Raw genomic sequence first — 18,015 nt, 5'->3', positions numbered from 1 at the left:
TATGATTCCGTGCGTGCCACGCGCGCGCATCACTGTAGCCGCGTTTGTCCTCGCCGTCGCGTGCGGTGGGCCGCCGACCGGACCCTCGACGCCGCGGGCGACCGGCGTCGAGGCGGCCGCGCTGCCCTACGTCGTCTATGACCGCGACGGCCGCCGCGTCGACGACGCGGCCCTGTTCGGCGCGCTCGCGGCCGCGCGCGCGGTGTGCGTGGGCGAGCAGCACTCGAACCCGCATCACCACTGGGTACAGCTGCGCGTCGTCGACGAGCTGTCGCGCCGCGCGGCCGCCGCCGGGCGGCCGTTCGCTCTCGGCATGGAGATGTTCCAGCGGCCGTTTCAGGCCGTGCTCGACGCGTACGCGCGGGGCCGAATCGACGACCGCGTGTTGCTCGCGCGGACGGAATGGCGGAAGCGGTGGGGGTACGATTTCGCGCTGTACCGGCCGATCGTCGCCCTCGCGATCCGGCGCGGGGCGGCGCTGGTGGCGCTCAACGTGCGCAAGGAGATCGCGAGCAAAGTCGGCCGCCACGGACTCGACGGGTTGACCGATGCCGAGCGGGCCGAGTTGCCCGAGCTGGACTTGTCGGACGCGCGCCACCGCGCGTGGTTCGACGGCGTGATGCGCGAGCATCCGGGCGGCGAGGTGACCGACTCGGTGTACGCGGCCCAGGTGCTGTGGGACGAGACGATGGCCGACACGGCGGCCCGCTGGCTGTCGGCGGATTCCCGCCGGCGCATGGTCATCCTCGCCGGGAACGGCCACTGCCACGACTCGGCGGTCGTCGCCCGCCTGCGCCGCCGCGGTATCGAGCCGGCGGTGTCCGTCCGGCCGGTCATCGACGACGGGGAGGGGGGAGCCGACGACGCGCTGCGCGACCGCGCGACCGATTTCGTCGTGGTGATGACGGCACCCTCGGCCGGCGGCTGACCGACGCGGGGTGATCTGCACGGCCGATTCGGCGGGATCAGCCGGTCCACAGTGCCGACAAGTAAGCAAAATCACCCCGCAGGGGTGAAGAAAACCCCGACCCGCACGACCCATAATCGGAACAGCTCTTTGCACCGATTATGGCGAGACTGGACCTACAGGGGGGCGGGGAGGAGGCGGGACGCGTGGGCGTCCTCGTCGTCGAGGACGACGAGGACTTCGCGCGGCGCGTGCTCGGTCGCGTGTTCGACGGCGGATTCGACGTCCGCTATGCCGCCGACGTGGAGGAGGCGCTCGCCGCGGTCGAGGCGGTCGACGACCTGGCGGCCGCCATCGTCGATCTGAACGTACCTGGCCCCGGACCGTTCGATCCGGCGAGCCCGCGCGGCCGCGGCTTCGCCGTGATCGAGGCGGTGCGCCGCCGGTTTCCCCGGGCCGAAGTCGTGGCGCTCACCGGCTACATCCATCCCGAACTGGTGTCCACGGCGCAGCGGCACGGAGCGATCTACGTCCTCAAGTCCAACTGCGGCGACAACCTGCGCGCCGTGGCGGACCGCGCCCGCGGCGCGCGCGATCGCCTGCGCGAGGAAATCGACGCATTCCTCGACGGCGTGACCCGGCACGGGGACCTCACGCGCCGCCAGCGCCAGATCGTCGCGCTGTCGATCGCCGGCTGGACGCACGCCGAGATCGCGGACCAGCTCGGCATCTCGGCCAACACGCTCAAGCGCCACGTGCGCCACGTCCTGGCGGCGTGCGGCGAGCGCAGCCTCGACGCGATCGCGCGCCGCTTCTGGCGGCATGCGGTGGGCACCAGCGTGCTCGACGCCGGCGAGACCGACTGAGCGCGCGGCGGGACGGTCTACTGAACACGCGTTCGTTACCCTCGCGGGGGGGCGCGCGAGCGCCTCAGTTTGGGTAGGGTGGCGATGATGTCCAGTTCTTCGGTGGCGCGCGCGGCGACCGTGCTCGTGGTGGACGACGACCAGCGGATTCTGAGGTTGGTCTCCGGCGTGCTCGAACGGGAGGGGTTCGAGGTGCTCGTCGCGGGGGATGCAGCCGAAGCGCTCGCGCTGGCCGGCGCCGCGCAGATCGACGTCGTGCTCACCGACGTGATGATGCCCAAGATGACCGGCGCGGACCTCGCCCGCGAGCTGTGGCGGCGCGGCGCCCGCACTCCGGTCATCTACATGACCGGCTCGACGGGCGTCGACCTGCCGACCGTCGACGGCGCGCCGGTGGTCGTCCGCAAGCCGTTTCAGCCGCAGGACATCGTCGCCGCAGTGGCCGCGGCGGTGCGGCGTTGCGACGGCGAGCCGTCGTGAGCGTCAGTCCGCCGGCGCGTCGCCCGGACCATCGGCGGGTGCGCCGCTCGCCTCGCCGGCGGCCTGAGCCTTGCGCCCGGCGCGCTTGCGCCCGCGGGCCTTTTTGCGCTTGGCGCTGCCGGGCGCCGGCGCGTCCTTGTTGCGCACCATGCGCAGGTAGACCGCCGCCGGTTTGTTGTCCGGGTCGGCGCGCAGCACGGCCTCCCACTCCTCGATCGCCTCGTCGAGACGGTCGAGCGCGAACAGCGTCACGCCGAGGGCGACGCGCGCGGGCAGGTAGTCGGGGCGCGCAAGCTTGATCTGCGCGAACTCGGCCAGCGCGCTGTCGTAGTCGTTCATGTCGCGGTACACGTTCGCCAGCCGCGTGCGCAGGTCGACGAACGTCGGGCACAGCTCGAGCGCCTTGCGATACTCGGCGACCGCCTCCTCGTAGAAGCCGACCCCCGCGTAGACCTCGCCGAGGTCGGCGTGCATGTTGGCGATCTTTCCACGTGCGAACGGGTCGAGGCTGCGCGGCTCCTTGGCCGAGTTGGACAGCGCGCGCCGGTAGATGTCGCGCGCCTGCTGGTATTTGCCGAGGTCGTTGTAGGTGACGGCGAGGTTGAGCGCCGCGTCGGTGTACGCGGGGTTGATGTCGAGCGCCGCCTCGAACGCGCGCTCGGCGTCCTCGAAGCGCCCCTGCGCGTGGTAGATGACGCCGAGCATGTTGAAGATGTCCGCAAAGCCGCGGTGGCTTTCGACTACCTGGCTCAGGTACTGCTCCGCCTGGTCGTATTCCCCCGCGAGGTAGTGCTCGCGGCCGAGCGTGATGAGCTGCCTGAGCCGATCGTCCATGCGCTATCCCGATAGCCGGGCGAGCGCGTCGCGCGCCTGCGCCGCCCGTTTGTGTTTGGGGTAGGTGTCGATGAGTTTCTGCCAGGTCTTGCGCGCGCGGTCGTTCATGCCGACTTTCGCGTAGGCGCGGCCCAGCAGCCACAGCGCTTCCTCGTCGTAGCCGGCGCCCGCATAGCGCTCGAGCAGTCGCCGCAGCCGCAGGATCGTGCCCATCGGTTTGTCGCGGTCCCAGTAGAACTGGGCGACGTACCACTCGTGGCGCGCGAGGCGCCGCTTGACCTCGGTGAGCATCTTTTTCGCGCGCGGAACGAACGGCGACTTGGGGTACTTGCGCAAGAACGCCGACAGCTCGCGAAACGCGTCCTGCGTCGCGGACTGATCCTTTTCGTACGACGGCGGCACGAGCCAGAAGTCGCTGGGCAGCATCTTGTAGTACGCCTCGCCGATGCGGAACGCGCAGTACCCGTTGACGACCATCTCGTGCGTCGGGTGGAACTTGATGAACAGCTTGTAGCTGTCGATCGCCTGCAGGTAGTGTTCGGCGCCGAACTCGGCGTCGGCCAGGCGCAGCTCGGCGAGCACGGCGTACTTCGAATACGGAAACCGCGCCTTGATGAACGAGAAGTACTTCGCCGCCGCGACCCAGTTTTCGTCCTCGAGCTTCTTCAGGCCGAGTTCGTAGTTCTTTTTCGCGGAGACCGAGTACTCGACTTTGGTCGACGTCGAGCGGGCGCCGCAGCCCGGCGCCGCCAGGGCTCCGGCCGCGAGCGCGACGAGTGCGGCACGCAGAAAGGCAACCATTCGAAATTCCGTCATTTTGTATATCGCTTCGGGCGAGGGCGGGTCAAGCCGCGGCGCGGATCGGTGGATCGCGGCACCGGTCGGACCCGCGGTGGCCGCGGTCGGTTGCCGCGTATAGTATGCGCCGCGATGACACGCCGCCTTCCGGTCGCACTGGCCGCCCTGTCGCTGCACTGCGGGTCGCCGCAGCGCCCGCCGGCCGATCCGCCGCCGCCGGCGCCGGCGCCGGTGACCCGCGCGACCCTGGCCGGGCCGACCTGTGAGGGCGGCCAGCGCTGCGCGTGCCGCGACGACGACGCGCCCGCCGACGAGCCGCGGCCGCCGGCCCCCTATAAGCGGTTCGAGATCCGCGTCGGGCCGGTGCCCAACGCCGTGTGGGTGACCGTGGACGACAGGGTGCTGTACAAGTCGGCCGAGCGGCCGCTCGAGTGCTTCACGGTCGATCTCCTGCCGGGCGTCCATCCGGTGCGGGTACAGGCCGAGGACGACGCGGGCGTCGCCATCGCGATCCGCATCCGCGAGCAGTCGGGCGGTGGCCCCTGGTGGTACGACACGTTCGCGTTCGACTGCGGCCGCGGAGGGCTGTGCGACCTCGACGGCCTGCGCGCGGAACAACGGCGCATCGCGGCGGTACCGCGCGGCATCCACGCGCCGTGCGGATCGGTGAAGGTACAGCGATTCCAGTGGCGGACCGGGCGGTTGCCGGATGCGCTGCACCCGGACCGGATCGCGGTCGATTTCGCGCTCAACGTCTACCGGTTCGCGACCGAGCGGCCGCCGGGCGACGCGGCGTGCGCGCGCGGCCGCAGGTGATCGCGAGGAGGTTTGGTGTACGTTTACCCGGATCGGTACGACGTGATCGTGGTCGGCGCCGGCCACGCGGGCTGCGAGGCGGCGCTCGCCGCCGCGCGTTTGGGGCGCCGTACGCTCGTCCTCACCGGCAACCTCGACACGATCGCGCACATGTCGTGCAATCCCGCGATCGGCGGGGTCGCCAAGGGGCATCTGGTCAAGGAGATCGACGCGCTCGGCGGCGAGATGGGGCGCGCGATCGATGCGACCGGTATCCAGTTCCGCAGGCTGAACCGGTCGAAGGGACCGGCCGTGCGATCGACGCGTGCCCAGGCCGACAAGCTGCGCTATCGCCAGGCGATGCGGCGGGCGCTCGACGCGCAGCCCGGCTTGACCTGCCGGCAGGCCGAGGTGTCCGAGCTGCACGTAGACGGCGGCCGGATCGCCGGCGTCGGTACGACCATGGGGGTCGCGTTTCGCGCGCGCGCGGTGATCCTGACCACCGGTACGTTTCTGCGCGGCGTGCTGCACGTCGGCGACGAGACCGCGCAGGGAGGTCGCGCCGGCGAGGCTCCGGCGCGGTCGCTGTCGGGTTCGCTGTTGCGGCTCGGGTTCCCGCTGTCGCGCCTGAAGACCGGCACGCCGTGCCGCATCGACGCCGCCACCGTCGACACCGCCGGCCTCGAGCGCCAGCCGGGCGACGATCCGCCGCCGCGGTTTCGCGTGTTCGGCGACGGCGGGCCGCCCGCGCTGCCGCAGCGGGTCTGCTGGTTGACGTACACCAACGAGCGGACGCACGACGTCATCCGCGCCAACCTGCACCGGTCGCCGCTGTACACGGGCCGGATCGCGTCGGTCGGGCCGCGGTACTGCCCGAGCATCGAGGACAAGGTCGTGCGGTTCGCCGACAAGCCGCGCCACCAGGTGTTCCTCGAACCCGAGGGGCTCGACACCGCCGAGATCTACCCCAACGGGATCTCGACCTCGCTGCCGTACGACGTGCAGCTCGCGCTGTTGCGCACCATCCCCGGGCTCGAGCGCGCGGAGATGACCCGCCCGGGGTACGCGGTCGAGTACGATTTTCACGACCCGACCGGCCTGTGGCCGACGCTCGAGACCAAACGCGTGCGCGGGCTGTACTTCGCCGGCCAGATCAACGGCACGTCCGGCTACGAGGAGGCCGCGGCCCAGGGGCTCGTCGCGGGCATCAACGCCGCACTCGCGCTTCGCGGCGACGAGCCGCTGGTGCTCCGGCGCGATCAGGCGTACGCCGGCGTGCTCATCGACGACCTCGTCACCAAGGGCACGAACGAGCCCTACCGCATGTTCACGTCGCGCGCGGAGTACCGCTTGATCTTGCGCGAGGACAACGCGGCCGATCGCTTGTTTCCGATTGGACGGTCGCTCGGCCTGGTCGACGACGATCGCTGGCGGCGGTTCGTCGAGTTCGACCGCGCGCGGGCCGCCGAGCGCGAGCGCCTCGACGCCGCGACCGTCGCGCCGAGTGCCGCCGTCAACGACCAGCTCGCGGCGCGCGGCTCCGCGCCGTTGCGCGATCGGCGCGCGACGCTTGCCGAGCTGTTGCGGCGGCCGGAGCTGTCGCACGCGGACGTCGTGGCGATCGGCTGCGCGGCGGGGCTCGCCGATCCGCGCGTCGACCCGACGGTGGCCGAGCGGGTGGAGACCGAGGTCAAGTACGCCGGCTATCTCGAACGCCAGCAGCGCGACGCCGCGCGGCTTTCGCGACTCGAGGACGTGCGGCTGCCCGACGACCTGGACTATGCTCGCGTGCGCGGTTTGTCGAACGAAGCGCGGGAGAAGCTGGCGGCGTTCCGGCCGCGGTCGTTGGCGCAGGCGGCGCGGATCAGCGGCGTGACGCCGGCGGCGGTGGCCATTTTGATGACCCACTTGACGGCAGAGAGGCGACGAGCAGGATGTCGATGACACGATCGATGCAGACGGCGGCCGCGGTGGTCGCGGCGCTCGTGTGGCGCGCGCCGGGCGCGAGCGCGGGCGGCATTTTGGTGCCGGGCACGGGGCCGCAGGCGCAGGGGCGCGCCGGCGCGTTCGCCGCGAAGGCGGACGACCCGTCGGCGCTGTACCACAACCCCGCAGGCCTCGCGAAGACGCCGGGTACGGTGCTCTATATCGGGGGCAACTTGCTCGATTATCGGCTGCGGTTCGCCCGGGCGGGGCGCTACGAGGTCACCGACGGCGGCGAGAGCTACGTCGGCGCCGACTATCCGGTGGTCGAGGACGACTCGACACCGGACATCGGCGTCGGTCCGTTTCAAGCCGTGCCCATCGTGGCCGTGTCCACCGATCTGGGGCGGCCGGAATGGCCGGTGCGGTTCGGCGCGGGCCTGCTCGCGCCGCAGGGGCACCCCAACCGGTCGTTTCCCGTACGCCACGACCTGGGCGGCGCCGATCCGGCGCCCGGGCCGCAGCGCTACGATGTCATCGAACAGAGCGCGGCGACGGCACTGCCGTCGATCGGCGTCGCGTACCGGCCGATCGACAGCGTCGATGTCGGCGTGCGCGCGTCGTGGGGCATCGCCCAACTCCAGGCGACGACCGCCACGTGGGCGATCCGCAACTACGAGGAGTGGGAACAAAAAGACGGCGTGTTCTCGGTGGACGTGGCGGACTCCTTCGTCCCCGCGTGGGGGATCGGCGTGTTGTACCGGCCGATCGGCGCGATCGAACTCGGCGCGAGCTATCACAGCGCGCTGCACATTCGCGCGACCGGCACCGGCACCGCCGATCTGGGGACCGCCGCCGATCCGCTCGATCCGAACGCGTTCATCGAGCCGGAAGATCGGCCCGAGTTCATCGACTGTGCGCTCGGCGGCACGGTCGACGCGCTCAAGTCGTGCATCGATTTCGACCTCCCGCAGATGGCGTCGATTGGCGCGCGGTGGATCGCACGGGATGGCGAGGGTCGGGAGCGAGGCGACGTGGAACTGGACGTGCGCTGGGAAAACTGGGGCGCCGACGATGCGTCCAACATCCTGGTGCGTGTGGATGGGCGATCGAGTACGGGCGGCTTCGTGCTCAACCCGGTGGTGTTGCGGCACGGCTTCCGCGACGTGTGGTCCATCCGCCTCGGCGGCTCGTATGCCGTGCCCGTCGCCGGGCGCCGCGTGACGGTGCGCGCCGGCGTCGCGCACGACACCGAGACGGCGCCGCTTTTGTACAACCGGGCCGATATCGACGGCGCGCCGCGCACGACCATGGCCATCGGCGCGTCGTTCCCGGTCGGCGACCGCGTGCAGCTGGACGTCGGCGGCGGCTACGTGGTGGAGCCGACGCGCGACGTGCCGCAGTGCCTGCCGCCCGACGGTCCCGATGCGTCGAACCCGACCTGCGACGGGCAGGCGCTGCCGCCGTTCGACCGGAGACGGCCGGACCCGGCGCAACCGCTCAACGACGCCAACTCGGCGGTGGAGAGCCCGTTCAACGCCGGCCGGTACGAGGCCAGCTACGTGATGTTGTCGCTCGGCGTGTCGGCGCGGTTCTGACCCGCGACGGGCGGGCGCGGTTCGGCGGCGGGCGCCACGCCGGCGAATGCGGCATACTCGCTGTGTGACCAAGGCGCTGACGACGCGCGACGATGACCCCGTGCGGGGGCTGGTGGCGGCCGGCGCGAGCGCGGTGCTGCCGGGATTGGGCCAGCTAATCAACGGCGACACGGACAAGGCCATCGGGGTGGCCGTCACGTTCGTCGTCGCCGGCGCAGGGTTCTGGAGCGCACTGCCGCTCGTCGGCACGGCCGCCGGCCTGGTCGCCAGTCTCACGTGGGTCTACGGCGTCGCCGACGGCTACCTGCGGGGCAAAAAGAAGAAGTAGATCCGCGGTGCGGCGGTCGGCGGGCGGCGCCCATCGCCCGCGTCGCCGCGCGGCGTCCGCCGGCGCCAGACGTCGCCGCGCGCGCCGCGGAGCCCGCGTGCGGTCGAGGTCAAGATGAGCAACGACGAGCAGAAGCGCCGACCGCCGGCGAACACGACGACCCGAAGGGGTATCGCGATGATCCGGTCTTGCGCTGATCCGACCCGCATAGCTCCTAGCGCGACGCGGTGACTGCGTTGCGGACCAGCTCGAGAAACGCCGCGGCGGCGGGCGACAGCGGCCGCCGCTCGGGCCGCACGGCCCACGCCGAGCCGAGCGGCGCGCATGCGTCGCTCAGCACCGACTCGAGGCGACCGGCCGCCAGGTCGCGGGCGGCCGCGAAGTCGGGCACGAGCGCCACGCCGAGTCCATCGACGGCGGCGGTGACGACCACGTCGGCGTCGCTGGCGCACAGGCGTGGCCGGACGCGGACCGAGTACGCCCCGTCCGGGCCGACGAACGGCCACGCGCGCGCGTGCGCCGGCTGGCACAACAGCGCGTGCGCGCCGAGATCGGCTGGCGTGCGCGGGCGGCCGTGCGCGTCGAGATACGCCGGCGACGCGACGGCCGACAGCCGAACGGGAGCGAGCCGCAGGCCGGCGAGCGGCGGACGCGGCGACCGGCCGACTCGAATCGCCACGTCGTAGCCCTCCGCGATCGGGTCGACCGGCCGATCGATCCAGTCGACCTCGACCGCGACGTCCGGGTGGAAGGCGAGCAGGTCCCCGACCGCGTCCGCCACGACCGCGCGGCCGAACGACGCGGGGGCGGCCACCCGCAGCCGCCCGGCGACCGGCTCCTCCAGATCCAGGGCGGCTCGGCGCTCGGCTTCGCGCGCCAGCGCGATCGCCCGCGCGGCGGCTTCGTAGACCGCGCGCCCCGCCGGCGTCGGCGTGACTCGGCGGGTGCTGCGGTCGACGAGCTGCGCGCCCAGCCGGTCCTCCAGCGCCGCCAGATGTTTCGACACGGTCGACTTGGCGACGCCGAGCCGGCGCGCGGCGGCGGTCACGCCGCGCGCGTCGACGACGGCGACGAGCGTCGCGAGCTGTTCGAGATAGGAAACAATAATACATAATTTAACTAATTCGGATCAAAAAAGAAACATTGTACCGGGCGCGGCGGTCGCATTCCCACGCCGCCCGGACGCGCGTCTTTGCACGTGCGGGGCACCTGTCGGCGTCGTGGTGCCGGGCCCCACCGGGGCGCGCGCGTCTTTGCGCGTGCGGGAACCTGGCGCGGCCGGCGGACGGGAGCCGGCGCGCGCCTCGCGCTCGACCCGCGCTGCCGTCGCGGCCTGCCGCGCCGCGCGCCCCGCCAGGCGACCTCCACGCGGGGCGGCCGCCGGCGTGCATCGGGGGCGGCGGACGACGGCCTCGGGCCCCGGATCGAGCCGCGAGGTTGTCCGGGGACGACCGCGGCGTTCCGTCCCGCGGGTCGCTGTCCGCCGCCGTGTCCATCGCGGGGCGTCCTGCGTTGCAATTGCAATAAAAGCGGCGCGCGTCGGCCCGCAGGGTCGCGTGCGTCGCGCACGGTGTGTCGCGCACGGTGTGTCGCGTGGAGGGACCGCCGCAAACGCGCAAGGGCGCCACCGGCCGACGCCGCGGTGCGCCCCGGCGCGGCGCGGGCGGGCGGCGCGCCGGCGCCACCGGCCGCCGTGCGCCCCCGGTGCGGCGACCGCGCGCGCCGCGCCGGCGCGGGCGGCCGCCGCGCGCAGCAGCGGGACGGAACGCACCCCCGCGGTGGGGGACTGACGCCGGGTTGCGCAGTCGGTTGCGCCCGCGCCCCGGCGCGCTCGTTCGGCCGGCGACCGCACAGGCCGGCGCCGCAACGCTGAATCGAGCGGGAGGCCGATCCGGCGCCGCTGGCGCGGAGCGATCCCCGCCGGAGCCGATGCCAACACCGCGGTCGCGATGGGCTACAGTGGGGGGATGTCCTTCGAGCAGTTTACCGGCACCGATCGCTACATCGCGTCCGAGGACCTGCGCGCCGCGGTCAATACGGCGCTCGCACTCGAACGGCCGCTGCTGGTGCGCGGCGAGCCGGGCACCGGCAAGACGCTGCTGGCCGAGAGCGTTGCGGAGGCGTTGGGCATGCCGCTCATCAGTTGGCACGTCAAGTCCACGACGAAGGCGCAAGATGGGCTGTACGTCTACGACACGGTGCAGCGATTGCACGACTCGCGGTTTGGGGACGGCGACGTGAGCGACATATCGCGCTACATCAAACTCGGGCCGCTCGGTCGGGCGCTCGCGAGCGACGAACGCGTCGTGTTGCTGATCGACGAGATCGACAAGGCGGACATCGAATTCCCCAACGATCTGCTGCTCGAGTTGGACCGGATGCAGTTCGATATCGCCGAGACCGGGGAGCGCATCCGCGCCCGACACAGGCCTTTCGTTGTGATTACATCTAACAACGAGAAAGAATTGCCCGACGCATTCTTGCGCCGCTGCGTGTTCCACTACATCGAGTTTCCGTCGCCGGAGCTGATGGCCGACATCGTGCGCGTCCACCACCCCGACATCGAACAGCGCGTGCTCGACCAGGCGCTGGAGCTGTTCTACGGGCTGCGCGACGTGCCGCGCCTGCGCAAGAAACCGTCCACCAGCGAGCTGATCGACTGGATCTGCGCGCTGCGCAGAGCCGGCGTGGATCTGTCGTCGGTCGGCGGCGGGATCCCGTTTTTGGGCGCGCTGGTCAAGACCGAACAGGACCTCGAACTCGTTCGCGACCGCGGCGTTCGCCGCGGGCTCGCATAGCCGCGGCGGCGCGCGCTGGGCCCGCGATGGCGAGGCGTAAGTGCTGATCGATTTCTTCTTCGAGCTACGACGCCACAAGGTGCCGGTCACCGCCCACGAGTGGGGCGATCTGATGCGCGCGCTGGCGCTCGGGTTGCACGACTCGTCCGTCGACGGCTTCTACCGACTTGCGCGCACGCTGTGCGTCAAGGATGTCGCCCACTACGATGCGTTCGATCTGGCATTTGCCGCGTACTTCGGCGGTCTCGCGCTGGACGCGGCGGCCGTCACGGAGCAGGTGCTCGCGTGGCTGCGCGATCCGCGTGCGCTCGATGCGCTCACGCCCGAGCAGCGGCGCCTGGTCGACCGGCTCGATCTCGCCGGCCTGCGGGAGCTGTTCGAGCGCCGGCTGCGCGAACAGACCGAGCGTCACGACGGTGGCAATCGGTGGATCGGCACCGGCGGCACGTCGCCGTTTGGCGATCGCGGCGCTCACCCGACCGGCCTTCGCGTGCGCGACAGCGGCGCGGGCGGCCGGTCGGCGATGCAACTCGCGTACGAGCGGCGGTTTCGCGACTACCGCCGCGACATCGTGCTCGACGTCCGGCAGATCGATCTCGCGCTGCGGCGGCTGCGCACGCTCGGGCGCGAGGGCGCCGACGACGAACTCGACATCGACGCCACCGTCGACGAGACGTGCCGCAACGCCGGTGACCTGGAACTCGTGTTCCGGCCGCCCAAGCGCAACCGGGTCAAGCTGGTGCTGTTGATGGACGTCGGCGGCTCGATGGATCCGCACGCGCACCTGGTCGAGCGCTTGTTCACCGCGGCGTCGCGCGCCGGGCGGTTCGCCCAGTTTCGCCACTACTACTTTCACAACTGCGTCTACGACGCGGTGTACGAGGACGCCTCGTTCCGCCGCGAGGTGTCCGTCGACGACCTGCTGGGCCACCACGGGCGCGACGAGAAACTCGTCGTCGTGGGCGACGCGTTGATGCATCCGGCGGAGCTGATGGACCCGGGCGGCGCGCTGTACTATTTCCGCTACAACCCGACCTCCGGGATCGATTCGTTGCGGCGCATCGAGCACCACTTCCGCAGAGCGGTATGGCTCAACCCGGAGCCGGAGCGCTACTGGCGGCGCACGACCATCGAGACGATCGCAGCGGTGTTCGCGATGTTTCCGCTCACTGTCGACGGCATCGATCGCGCGGTTCGCTACCTGATTGCGGGAGGGCTCCGCCCGGCTGCGGCACGGTAGCGAGCTTACGCCGCGCGGGCGCGCGACCGCGCCACCGACCACAGCGCGATCGCGGCGAACGCGACGAGCGCGACCAACTGGGCTCCGACGGTCTGGAGCGTGGGGTACAGGCCGATCCAGTCGAATCTCGGCAGCGACAGCGGCGCGATCGAGATGACGCCGGCCTCCTGCAGCGAGCGCACGCCCTTGCCGGCGAGCACGACCGCGAGCGCGCACAACAGCGCGCCGGCCGCGGTGAGCAGCGGGCCGGGCTTGAGCCGGTCGCCGAGTTTGCGCATGGCTGCGACGAGCCCGACGAGCGCGACGAGCGCGACGGCAGCGCCGCCGGCGACCGCTGCGCCCGACGCGCGCGCGTCGAGCATCAGCGCCTGCAGGAACAGCACGACCTCGAACGCCTCGCGGTAGACCGCGATGAACGCGAGCGACGCGAGCACCCATCGGCGGCGGCTCGTCGACGTCGCGGCGTCCAGTCGCGCGCGCAGCGCGGCGACTCGCCGCCTGGCGTCGAGGCGCGCGAGCACGAAGTGGCTCGCCATGAGCAGCACGCCGGCCGCGAGCAACGCCACGACGCCCTCGATGAGCTCGCGGTGCGCGCCGCCGAGCCGCGCGATGAGCGATCCGGCGGCGAACCAGGTGGCCGCTCCGAGAGCGACGGCGCCGAGCCAGCCGGCGTGCACCGCGCGCGCGTCGCGCTCCCCCGCGCCGGCGCGCCGCGCCCAGCCGAGCAACAGCAGCACGAGCAGCGCGCCCTCGAGCCCCTCGCGCAGCAGGATCGCCAGCGCGCTGGCGAACGCCATGCCGCCGCCGCGGCCGGCGAGCGCGTCCTCGGCGGCGTCGAGCCGAACGCCGAGCCGCAGCGCGAGCTGCTCGACGTCCGCCAGCGGTGCGCGGCGCTCGATCGCGCCGCGCAGGGCCAAGAACGCGCTCTCGACCGCCGTTACGGCGTCGGGGTCGCGCGCGGACAGCGCCGCCTCGTGCGGCTCGAAGGCGTCGAGGTACGCGGCGCTGAGTTCGGACAGGGCGCGCGCCGGCTCGCCGGCCGCGTACGCCCCGACGGCCGATCGCACGCGCTGGCGGACCGGGTCCATCGGCGCGCCGGTCGACTGATAGGCGGCGACGGCGCGCACGTACGCGAGCGCGTCGGCGCGGTCCGGCTCGGACAGCCCCGCGCGCGCGAACGCGTCGAGCAGCTCGCCGTCGGTCGCGCCGGCCAGCCGCGTCGCGGTGGCGACCACCGCGCCGTCGGCGCGCGCGAACGCCTCGGCGCCTCGCGACGTGCGGCTCGGATCGTGCCGCAGGGTGAACACGTAATACGCGAGGCTCCACCGGTCGGCGGCCGGCAGCAGCCCGAACGACGCCATGCCGGTGTCGGGGATGCCGTCGGTGAGCGCGTTGAACGCGCGGGCCGGCGACAGGTCCGCCATCACCTCCGGGTCGCGGAAGCTGCGGGGCGGCGGATTGAGCTCGTGCGCGCGGGGACCGTCGCCGCCTCCGGTCGGGCCGTGGCACGCGACGCAGTTGTCCGCGTAGAGCTGGCGGCCGCGGTCGAGCGATGGCGGCGCGGTGGGCGCCAGCACGATCCCGTATGCATCGAGCAGCGCGGTGCGCGCGGCGCGCGCGACGGCGGCCACCTCGTCGGCCGGCGCGCGTGCGGTGACCTCGGCGCGAACGCGCGCCAGGTCGGTGGCGACGGCATACCGCGAACGCGGAGGGGGCGGCAGCGCGGCGGCCAGAGCGCCGGCGTCGTCGAGGAACTCGAGCTGCTCGGCGTACTCGGCCGGCTCGGCGATACGGCCATCGACCACGGCGCCGCCGTAGTCGGCGGCGACATAGTCGAGGATGGCGGCGACGCGGCGGACGCGTTCGGCGACGTCCGGGGTGGTGGCGCCTTCGGGAGCGGTCGCGGCGCACGCGGCGGCCGCTGCGAGGGCGAGGGCGTGGAGGGGAAGGCGCATGACGAACACCGATTTTGAAAATAGTTTTCAAAGCCAACCTAGCGCTGTCGGCGATGGCTGTCAACCTCCGCGCCGGCTGCCGCGGCCGGGCCTGGCGCCGGCGGGCGACGCACGGTCGCGGAATCGCGGCGGACGTGGCGCTCGCCGGTCGGTCCCCGCACCGCGCCGGCAGGTGTGCCCCGCGGCCGGCCTGTGCTACCGTCGCCCCGCCATGAAGGGATCCGAACGCGTGATCGAGCTGCTCAACGACGTCCTCACCGCCGAACTCACGGCCGTCAACCAGTACTGGGTTCACGCGCGCATGTGCGAAAACTGGGGATACGAGCGCCTGTGGCACAAGATCCGCGCCGAGGCGATCGACGAGATGAAGCACGCCGACCAGATCGTCGCGCGCATCCTGTACCTCGAGGGCGTGCCCAATCTACAGCGTCTCGGCAACGTGCGCGTCGGCCAGACGGTCAAGGAGCAATTCGAACTCGACCTCGAAGTCGAGCGCGTCGCCATCGATCGGCTCAACCACGCGATCGCAGCGTGCGTCGCCGAGGGCGACCACGGTACGCGCGACCTGCTCGACGACGTGCTCGTCGACGAGGAGGAGCACGCCGACTGGCTCGAAGCGCAGCTCAACCTGATCGACCAGGTCGGGCTCGAAGCCTACCTCGCCGAGCAGATTCGCGACTGACGCCCGCTGCGCGCAGCCGGGTTACGCCCACCGCACTCGGAGGAGCGTGCGGTCGGCCCCGCGCGACCGGCAGGACGCGACCTGACCGGTTACGTCGGACGCTCCCGAAAGCTCGACACAGCCGATCGCAAACCCGAGCACGGTGTAGGTGTGGACGATGTGCGGGTACGGGAAGTCGACGATCTCGCCCTCCGCGGTGCGCGCGGGCTCGTCGAAGCGCACCTCGAACGCCCCCTCGCTGAAGTGCTCGCGCCACACTTTGGACGCGCGCCGCAGCACCCACCCGACGGAGCCGAGCCGGATGAACGGCTTGAGCACGGTGCTCGTGTTCCGGTGGGCGCTGTCGCGTCCGAGTTCGATGGCGAGTGTCCCGTCGCCCGCGCCGAACACGCGATCCATCGCGATGACGACCTCGATGAACAAGAGGTAGTTGATCCACTGTTTGGGATCGATGGGTTCCCGCAACAGCAGCCGGCCCGCCGGCGACAGCTCGCGTGCGAGCACGTCGTAGCCGGCCTCGCCGTGATGCTCCGCGATCCACTGCTTGCGGGCCCACACGCCGCTCGCGCGCACCTGCAGGGCACCCATGTCGACCGATTGTAGACCAGCCGCGGCGACGCCACGGCGGGCGGTCGGCGGCCGCCGCCCGCGGTACGCCTACTTCATCCAATCGGGCTTCGGGCCCTCGTCGACCGGGCGTTTGTCGCCGGTGTCGGGCTTGGCGCCGCCGCCGGTGTCGGGCTTGGCGTCGCCGGTGTCGGGCTTGGCGCCGTCGCCGGTGTCGGGCTTGGCGCCGTCGCCGGTGTCGGGCTTGGCGCCGCCGGTGTCGGGCTTGGCGCCGTCGCCGGCGGGCTTGGCGCCGCCGCCGGTGTCGGGCTTGGCGCCGCCGCCGGCGGGCTTGGCGCCGCCGCCGGTGTCGGGCTTGGCGCCGCCGCCGGCGGGCTTGGCGCCGCCGCGGTCCGCAGCGACTACCGGGCGTTCTTGCAGTTCGATGGACAGCTCGTGCTCGATCGAACCGTCTCGCGGGCGCCAGACCACCTGGTCGGTGCGTACGATCGCCTTGCCCGCGACGTACCCCGCCTTGCGGACGCTGATTCGCAGCGTCTTGGCGCGCGCCAGCCCGCCGGTTAGCGGTACGACGGTCGGGGTCGGCTCCGGGTGCTTTTTGCCGTTGACGAACACCGTCGCGCCCGGCGGCACGGTCGTCACGCGCAGTGCGCGCGGCAACGGCGCAAGCGCAATCTTCGGCGGTGGCTCACCGGCGACGAATTCGATGGTCTGCTCCGCGTAGCCGGGCAGCGACACGCGCGCGCGATACGTGCGGCCCTTTTCGAGCGCCGGAAACGTCGGGCCGCGCTGGCCGTCGTCGACCAACTCGACCGTCGCGCCTTTGGGCTGGACCGACAGGGTGACGGCGACGGTCTCCGCCGGCGGTGCGGCGTCCACCTCGACCTCGGGGGCCACCGCAGGGGTCGCCTGGTCGCCGGCGCGATCCGTGGTGCCCGCAACGATCGGGCCGCCCGTAACCGGCGCGCCGGCAGTCGGTGCGCCGGCTGCCGGCGCGTCCGGGCGCGTCGCGGCGCCCGCGGTGGCACGCCGGCCCGTGTCGGTCGCGCCGCCCGCGCCGGTGGAATTGGAGTTCAGCACGACGTAGCCGCCGACCGCGAGCACGGCCACGGCCACGACGGCCAGCGCGACGATCGACCCGGACGACCGCCTGGCTGGCGGCGCCGTATCGACGGTGGCCGTCGCCGCCCGCGACTCGGCCTTCGCGCCCTCGGCCTTCGCGCCCTCGGCCTTCGCGCCCTCGGCCTTCGCGCCCTCGGCCTTCGCGCCCTCGGCCTTCGCTTTCGCCTCCGCCTGTTCGCGCTCCGCCTTCTCCTTCGCCCGGCGCTCGGCCTCGCGCTCGAGTTCAGCTGCGCGTTCACGCTCGGCGCGGGCCTTCTCCTCCCGCTTTTTCGCCAGCTCGTCTTCCGCCGCCTGTTTGCGCTCGGCCTCGGCGCGCGCTCGCTGCTGTTCGACCTCGGCGCGCGCCACGTCGGCCGCGGGCACGCGATCGGACGGCGTCGAGAACGGATCGGCGTCGTCTCCGGCTTCGTCCCGCGCCGCTTGCGCGAGCAGTTTCGGGTCCAGGGACGCGACCCGCGTCTTTTCCTCGAACGCCTCGTCCGGGAAGTCGTCGGCGTCGCTGTGGAACGGCATCGGCGTCGGCAGCGGGGTCGCGTCGGTGCGCTCGCCCTCGCCGAAGCCGCCTGCCGGCGGAGCCAGGCCCATGATGCGCGCGCCGCCGGCGGGCGCGTCCTTCGCGGCGGCCGATTGCAGGTCCTGCACGAGCGGCGAAGGCGCCACGCGGGTGGGGGCGTCGCCGAACTTCTCACCGTCGGACGGCCGGCGCGCGCGACCGCCGGACGCCGCCGCCTTCTGCGTGAGAATCTGGTCGAGCACCGCCTGGCTGTCGGGCGGCAACCGATCGAAGCGGACGCCCATGCCGGGCGCGACGCCCGCGCGCGACGGGTCGTGTTCGCGCGTCCACACGACGGTACCCTCGCCGCGGATCAGCGGGGACGCGTCCTTGAGCTGGAACTCGAATTTCAGCGTCGTGCCCACCGGCAGCGGGTCGCGCGTGCGGATGAAGATCCCGCCGTGGCTGACATCGACCGAGTACCGCTCGATGAATTGATCCAAGGTCTCGCTCTTGAATTTGATCTTGAGCGTGACCGGCGTGCGTTTCGCCTGGCGCGTTCCTGTGTTCGACACGTAGCGCTCCTCTCGCCGTCACCCCATTGCAAACCGGCGAGATTCGAAGTGTGT

General features: G+C 72.2%; 16 protein-coding genes. 10 read left to right on the top strand and 6 right to left on the bottom strand.

Translation table 11 applies throughout. The features are described 5' to 3' along the window. Nucleotide 1 precedes the first annotated feature (1 nt). The 3 genes from D6689_05825 (at nucleotide 2) to D6689_05815 (ending at nucleotide 2,253) form a co-directional block, all read left to right on the top strand. Entirely contained in the window at nucleotides 2-928 is a 927-nt protein-coding gene (locus D6689_05825; protein RMH43263.1) for a hypothetical protein, read from the top strand. A gap of 140 nt (nucleotides 929-1,068) precedes the next feature. After that, complete coding sequence (locus D6689_05820) at nucleotides 1,069-1,773, top strand: DNA-binding response regulator (GenBank protein RMH43262.1); 705 nt, start codon at nucleotides 1,069-1,071, stop codon at nucleotides 1,771-1,773. A gap of 84 nt (nucleotides 1,774-1,857) precedes the next feature. Continuing rightward, nucleotides 1,858-2,253 (top strand): response regulator, encoded by a 396-nt coding sequence (locus D6689_05815; protein ID RMH43261.1) that lies wholly within the window; start codon nucleotides 1,858-1,860, stop codon nucleotides 2,251-2,253. A gap of 3 nt (nucleotides 2,254-2,256) precedes the next feature. Here D6689_05815 and D6689_05810 read toward each other — a convergent pair whose 3' ends face one another. Together D6689_05810 and bamD are read right to left on the bottom strand one after the other, a co-directional pair. Next, nucleotides 2,257-3,087, bottom strand: coding sequence for a tetratricopeptide repeat protein (locus D6689_05810; protein RMH43260.1), 831 nt, complete (start codon nucleotides 3,085-3,087; stop codon nucleotides 2,257-2,259). Between the two features lie 3 nt (nucleotides 3,088-3,090). Beyond that, nucleotides 3,091-3,903, bottom strand: a complete 813-nt coding sequence (gene bamD / locus D6689_05805; GenBank protein ID RMH43259.1) for an outer membrane protein assembly factor BamD — start codon at nucleotides 3,901-3,903, stop codon at nucleotides 3,091-3,093. 114 nt (nucleotides 3,904-4,017) lie between these two features. Between bamD and D6689_05800 the strand changes: the two genes are divergently transcribed. The 4 genes from D6689_05800 to D6689_05785 all read left to right on the top strand — a co-directional run bounded on the left by D6689_05800 (nucleotide 4,018) and on the right by D6689_05785 (nucleotide 8,529). After that, nucleotides 4,018-4,701, top strand: a complete 684-nt coding sequence (locus tag D6689_05800; GenBank protein RMH43258.1) for a hypothetical protein — start codon at nucleotides 4,018-4,020, stop codon at nucleotides 4,699-4,701. A 15-nt stretch (nucleotides 4,702-4,716) separates the two neighbouring features. Next, nucleotides 4,717-6,624, top strand: a complete 1,908-nt coding sequence (gene mnmG / locus D6689_05795) for a tRNA uridine-5-carboxymethylaminomethyl(34) synthesis enzyme MnmG (GenBank protein RMH43257.1) — start codon at nucleotides 4,717-4,719, stop codon at nucleotides 6,622-6,624. Continuing rightward, the gene (locus tag D6689_05790; GenBank protein ID RMH43256.1) at nucleotides 6,615-8,201 is read left to right on the top strand and encodes a hypothetical protein; all 1,587 of its coding nucleotides are present in this window, start codon (nucleotides 6,615-6,617) and stop codon (nucleotides 8,199-8,201) included. Before mnmG ends, D6689_05790 begins: the two co-directional genes overlap by 10 nt. 64 nt (nucleotides 8,202-8,265) lie before the next feature. Beyond that, nucleotides 8,266-8,529 carry a hypothetical protein gene (locus D6689_05785; protein ID RMH43255.1) on the top strand — a complete coding sequence of 88 codons (264 nt, stop codon included), beginning with the start codon at nucleotides 8,266-8,268 and terminating at the stop codon, nucleotides 8,527-8,529. A 214-nt stretch (nucleotides 8,530-8,743) separates the two neighbouring features. Here the strand turns inward: D6689_05785 and D6689_05780 are convergent, their stop codons facing one another. Further along, nucleotides 8,744-9,577 (bottom strand): LysR family transcriptional regulator, encoded by an 834-nt coding sequence (locus tag D6689_05780; GenBank protein ID RMH43254.1) that lies wholly within the window; start codon nucleotides 9,575-9,577, stop codon nucleotides 8,744-8,746. 919 nt (nucleotides 9,578-10,496) lie between these two features. Between D6689_05780 and D6689_05775 the strand changes: the two genes are divergently transcribed. After that, nucleotides 10,497-11,327 carry a MoxR family ATPase gene (locus D6689_05775; protein RMH43253.1) on the top strand — a complete coding sequence of 277 codons (831 nt, stop codon included), beginning with the start codon at nucleotides 10,497-10,499 and terminating at the stop codon, nucleotides 11,325-11,327. 40 nt (nucleotides 11,328-11,367) lie between these two features. Further along, a complete protein-coding gene (locus D6689_05770) occupies nucleotides 11,368-12,567 on the top strand; it encodes a VWA domain-containing protein (GenBank protein RMH43252.1) in 1,200 nt (399 codons plus the stop codon). A gap of 5 nt (nucleotides 12,568-12,572) precedes the next feature. Here the strand turns inward: D6689_05770 and D6689_05765 are convergent, their stop codons facing one another. Then, a complete protein-coding gene (locus tag D6689_05765; GenBank protein ID RMH43251.1) occupies nucleotides 12,573-14,531 on the bottom strand; it encodes a hypothetical protein in 1,959 nt (652 codons plus the stop codon). A gap of 202 nt (nucleotides 14,532-14,733) precedes the next feature. Between D6689_05765 and bfr the strand changes: the two genes are divergently transcribed. Beyond that, nucleotides 14,734-15,204 carry a bacterioferritin gene (gene bfr / locus D6689_05760; protein RMH43250.1) on the top strand — a complete coding sequence of 157 codons (471 nt, stop codon included), beginning with the start codon at nucleotides 14,734-14,736 and terminating at the stop codon, nucleotides 15,202-15,204. A 21-nt stretch (nucleotides 15,205-15,225) separates the two neighbouring features. Here the strand turns inward: bfr and D6689_05755 are convergent, their stop codons facing one another. Together D6689_05755 and D6689_05750 are read right to left on the bottom strand one after the other, a co-directional pair. Next, nucleotides 15,226-15,792 carry a hypothetical protein gene (locus D6689_05755; protein RMH43249.1) on the bottom strand — a complete coding sequence of 189 codons (567 nt, stop codon included), beginning with the start codon at nucleotides 15,790-15,792 and terminating at the stop codon, nucleotides 15,226-15,228. Between the two features lie 69 nt (nucleotides 15,793-15,861). Next, nucleotides 15,862-17,961: a TIGR02266 family protein gene (locus tag D6689_05750; GenBank protein ID RMH43248.1), complete on the bottom strand. Its 2,100-nt coding sequence runs from the start codon at nucleotides 17,959-17,961 to the stop codon at nucleotides 15,862-15,864. Nucleotides 17,962-18,015 lie beyond the last annotated feature (54 nt).

It is taken from the genome of Deltaproteobacteria bacterium, from assembly GCA_003696105.1.
GTDB lineage: Bacteria > Myxococcota_A > Polyangia > Haliangiales > J016 > J016.
Note: the sequence above shows the minus strand (reverse complement) of the source record. Positions and strands in the feature narration are given on the sequence as shown.

Bases quoted from the DNA above. Each gene is read 5' to 3' on its own strand.
- D6689_05825 (RMH43263.1), top strand. From the start codon at position 2: ATGATTCCGTGCGTGCCACGCGCGCGCATCACTGTAGCCGCGTTTGTC.
- D6689_05820 (RMH43262.1), top strand. From the start codon at position 1,069: ATGGCGAGACTGGACCTACAGGGGGGCGGGGAGGAGGCGGGACGCGTG.
- D6689_05815 (RMH43261.1), top strand. From the start codon at position 1,858: ATGATGTCCAGTTCTTCGGTGGCGCGCGCGGCGACCGTGCTCGTGGTG.
- D6689_05810 (RMH43260.1), bottom strand. From the start codon at position 3,087: ATGGACGATCGGCTCAGGCAGCTCATCACGCTCGGCCGCGAGCACTAC.
- bamD (RMH43259.1), bottom strand. From the start codon at position 3,903: ATGACGGAATTTCGAATGGTTGCCTTTCTGCGTGCCGCACTCGTCGCG.
- D6689_05800 (RMH43258.1), top strand. From the start codon at position 4,018: ATGACACGCCGCCTTCCGGTCGCACTGGCCGCCCTGTCGCTGCACTGC.
- D6689_05790 (RMH43256.1), top strand. From the start codon at position 6,615: ATGTCGATGACACGATCGATGCAGACGGCGGCCGCGGTGGTCGCGGCG.
- D6689_05775 (RMH43253.1), top strand. From the start codon at position 10,497: ATGTCCTTCGAGCAGTTTACCGGCACCGATCGCTACATCGCGTCCGAG.
- bfr (RMH43250.1), top strand. From the start codon at position 14,734: ATGAAGGGATCCGAACGCGTGATCGAGCTGCTCAACGACGTCCTCACC.
- D6689_05755 (RMH43249.1), bottom strand. From the start codon at position 15,792: ATGGGTGCCCTGCAGGTGCGCGCGAGCGGCGTGTGGGCCCGCAAGCAG.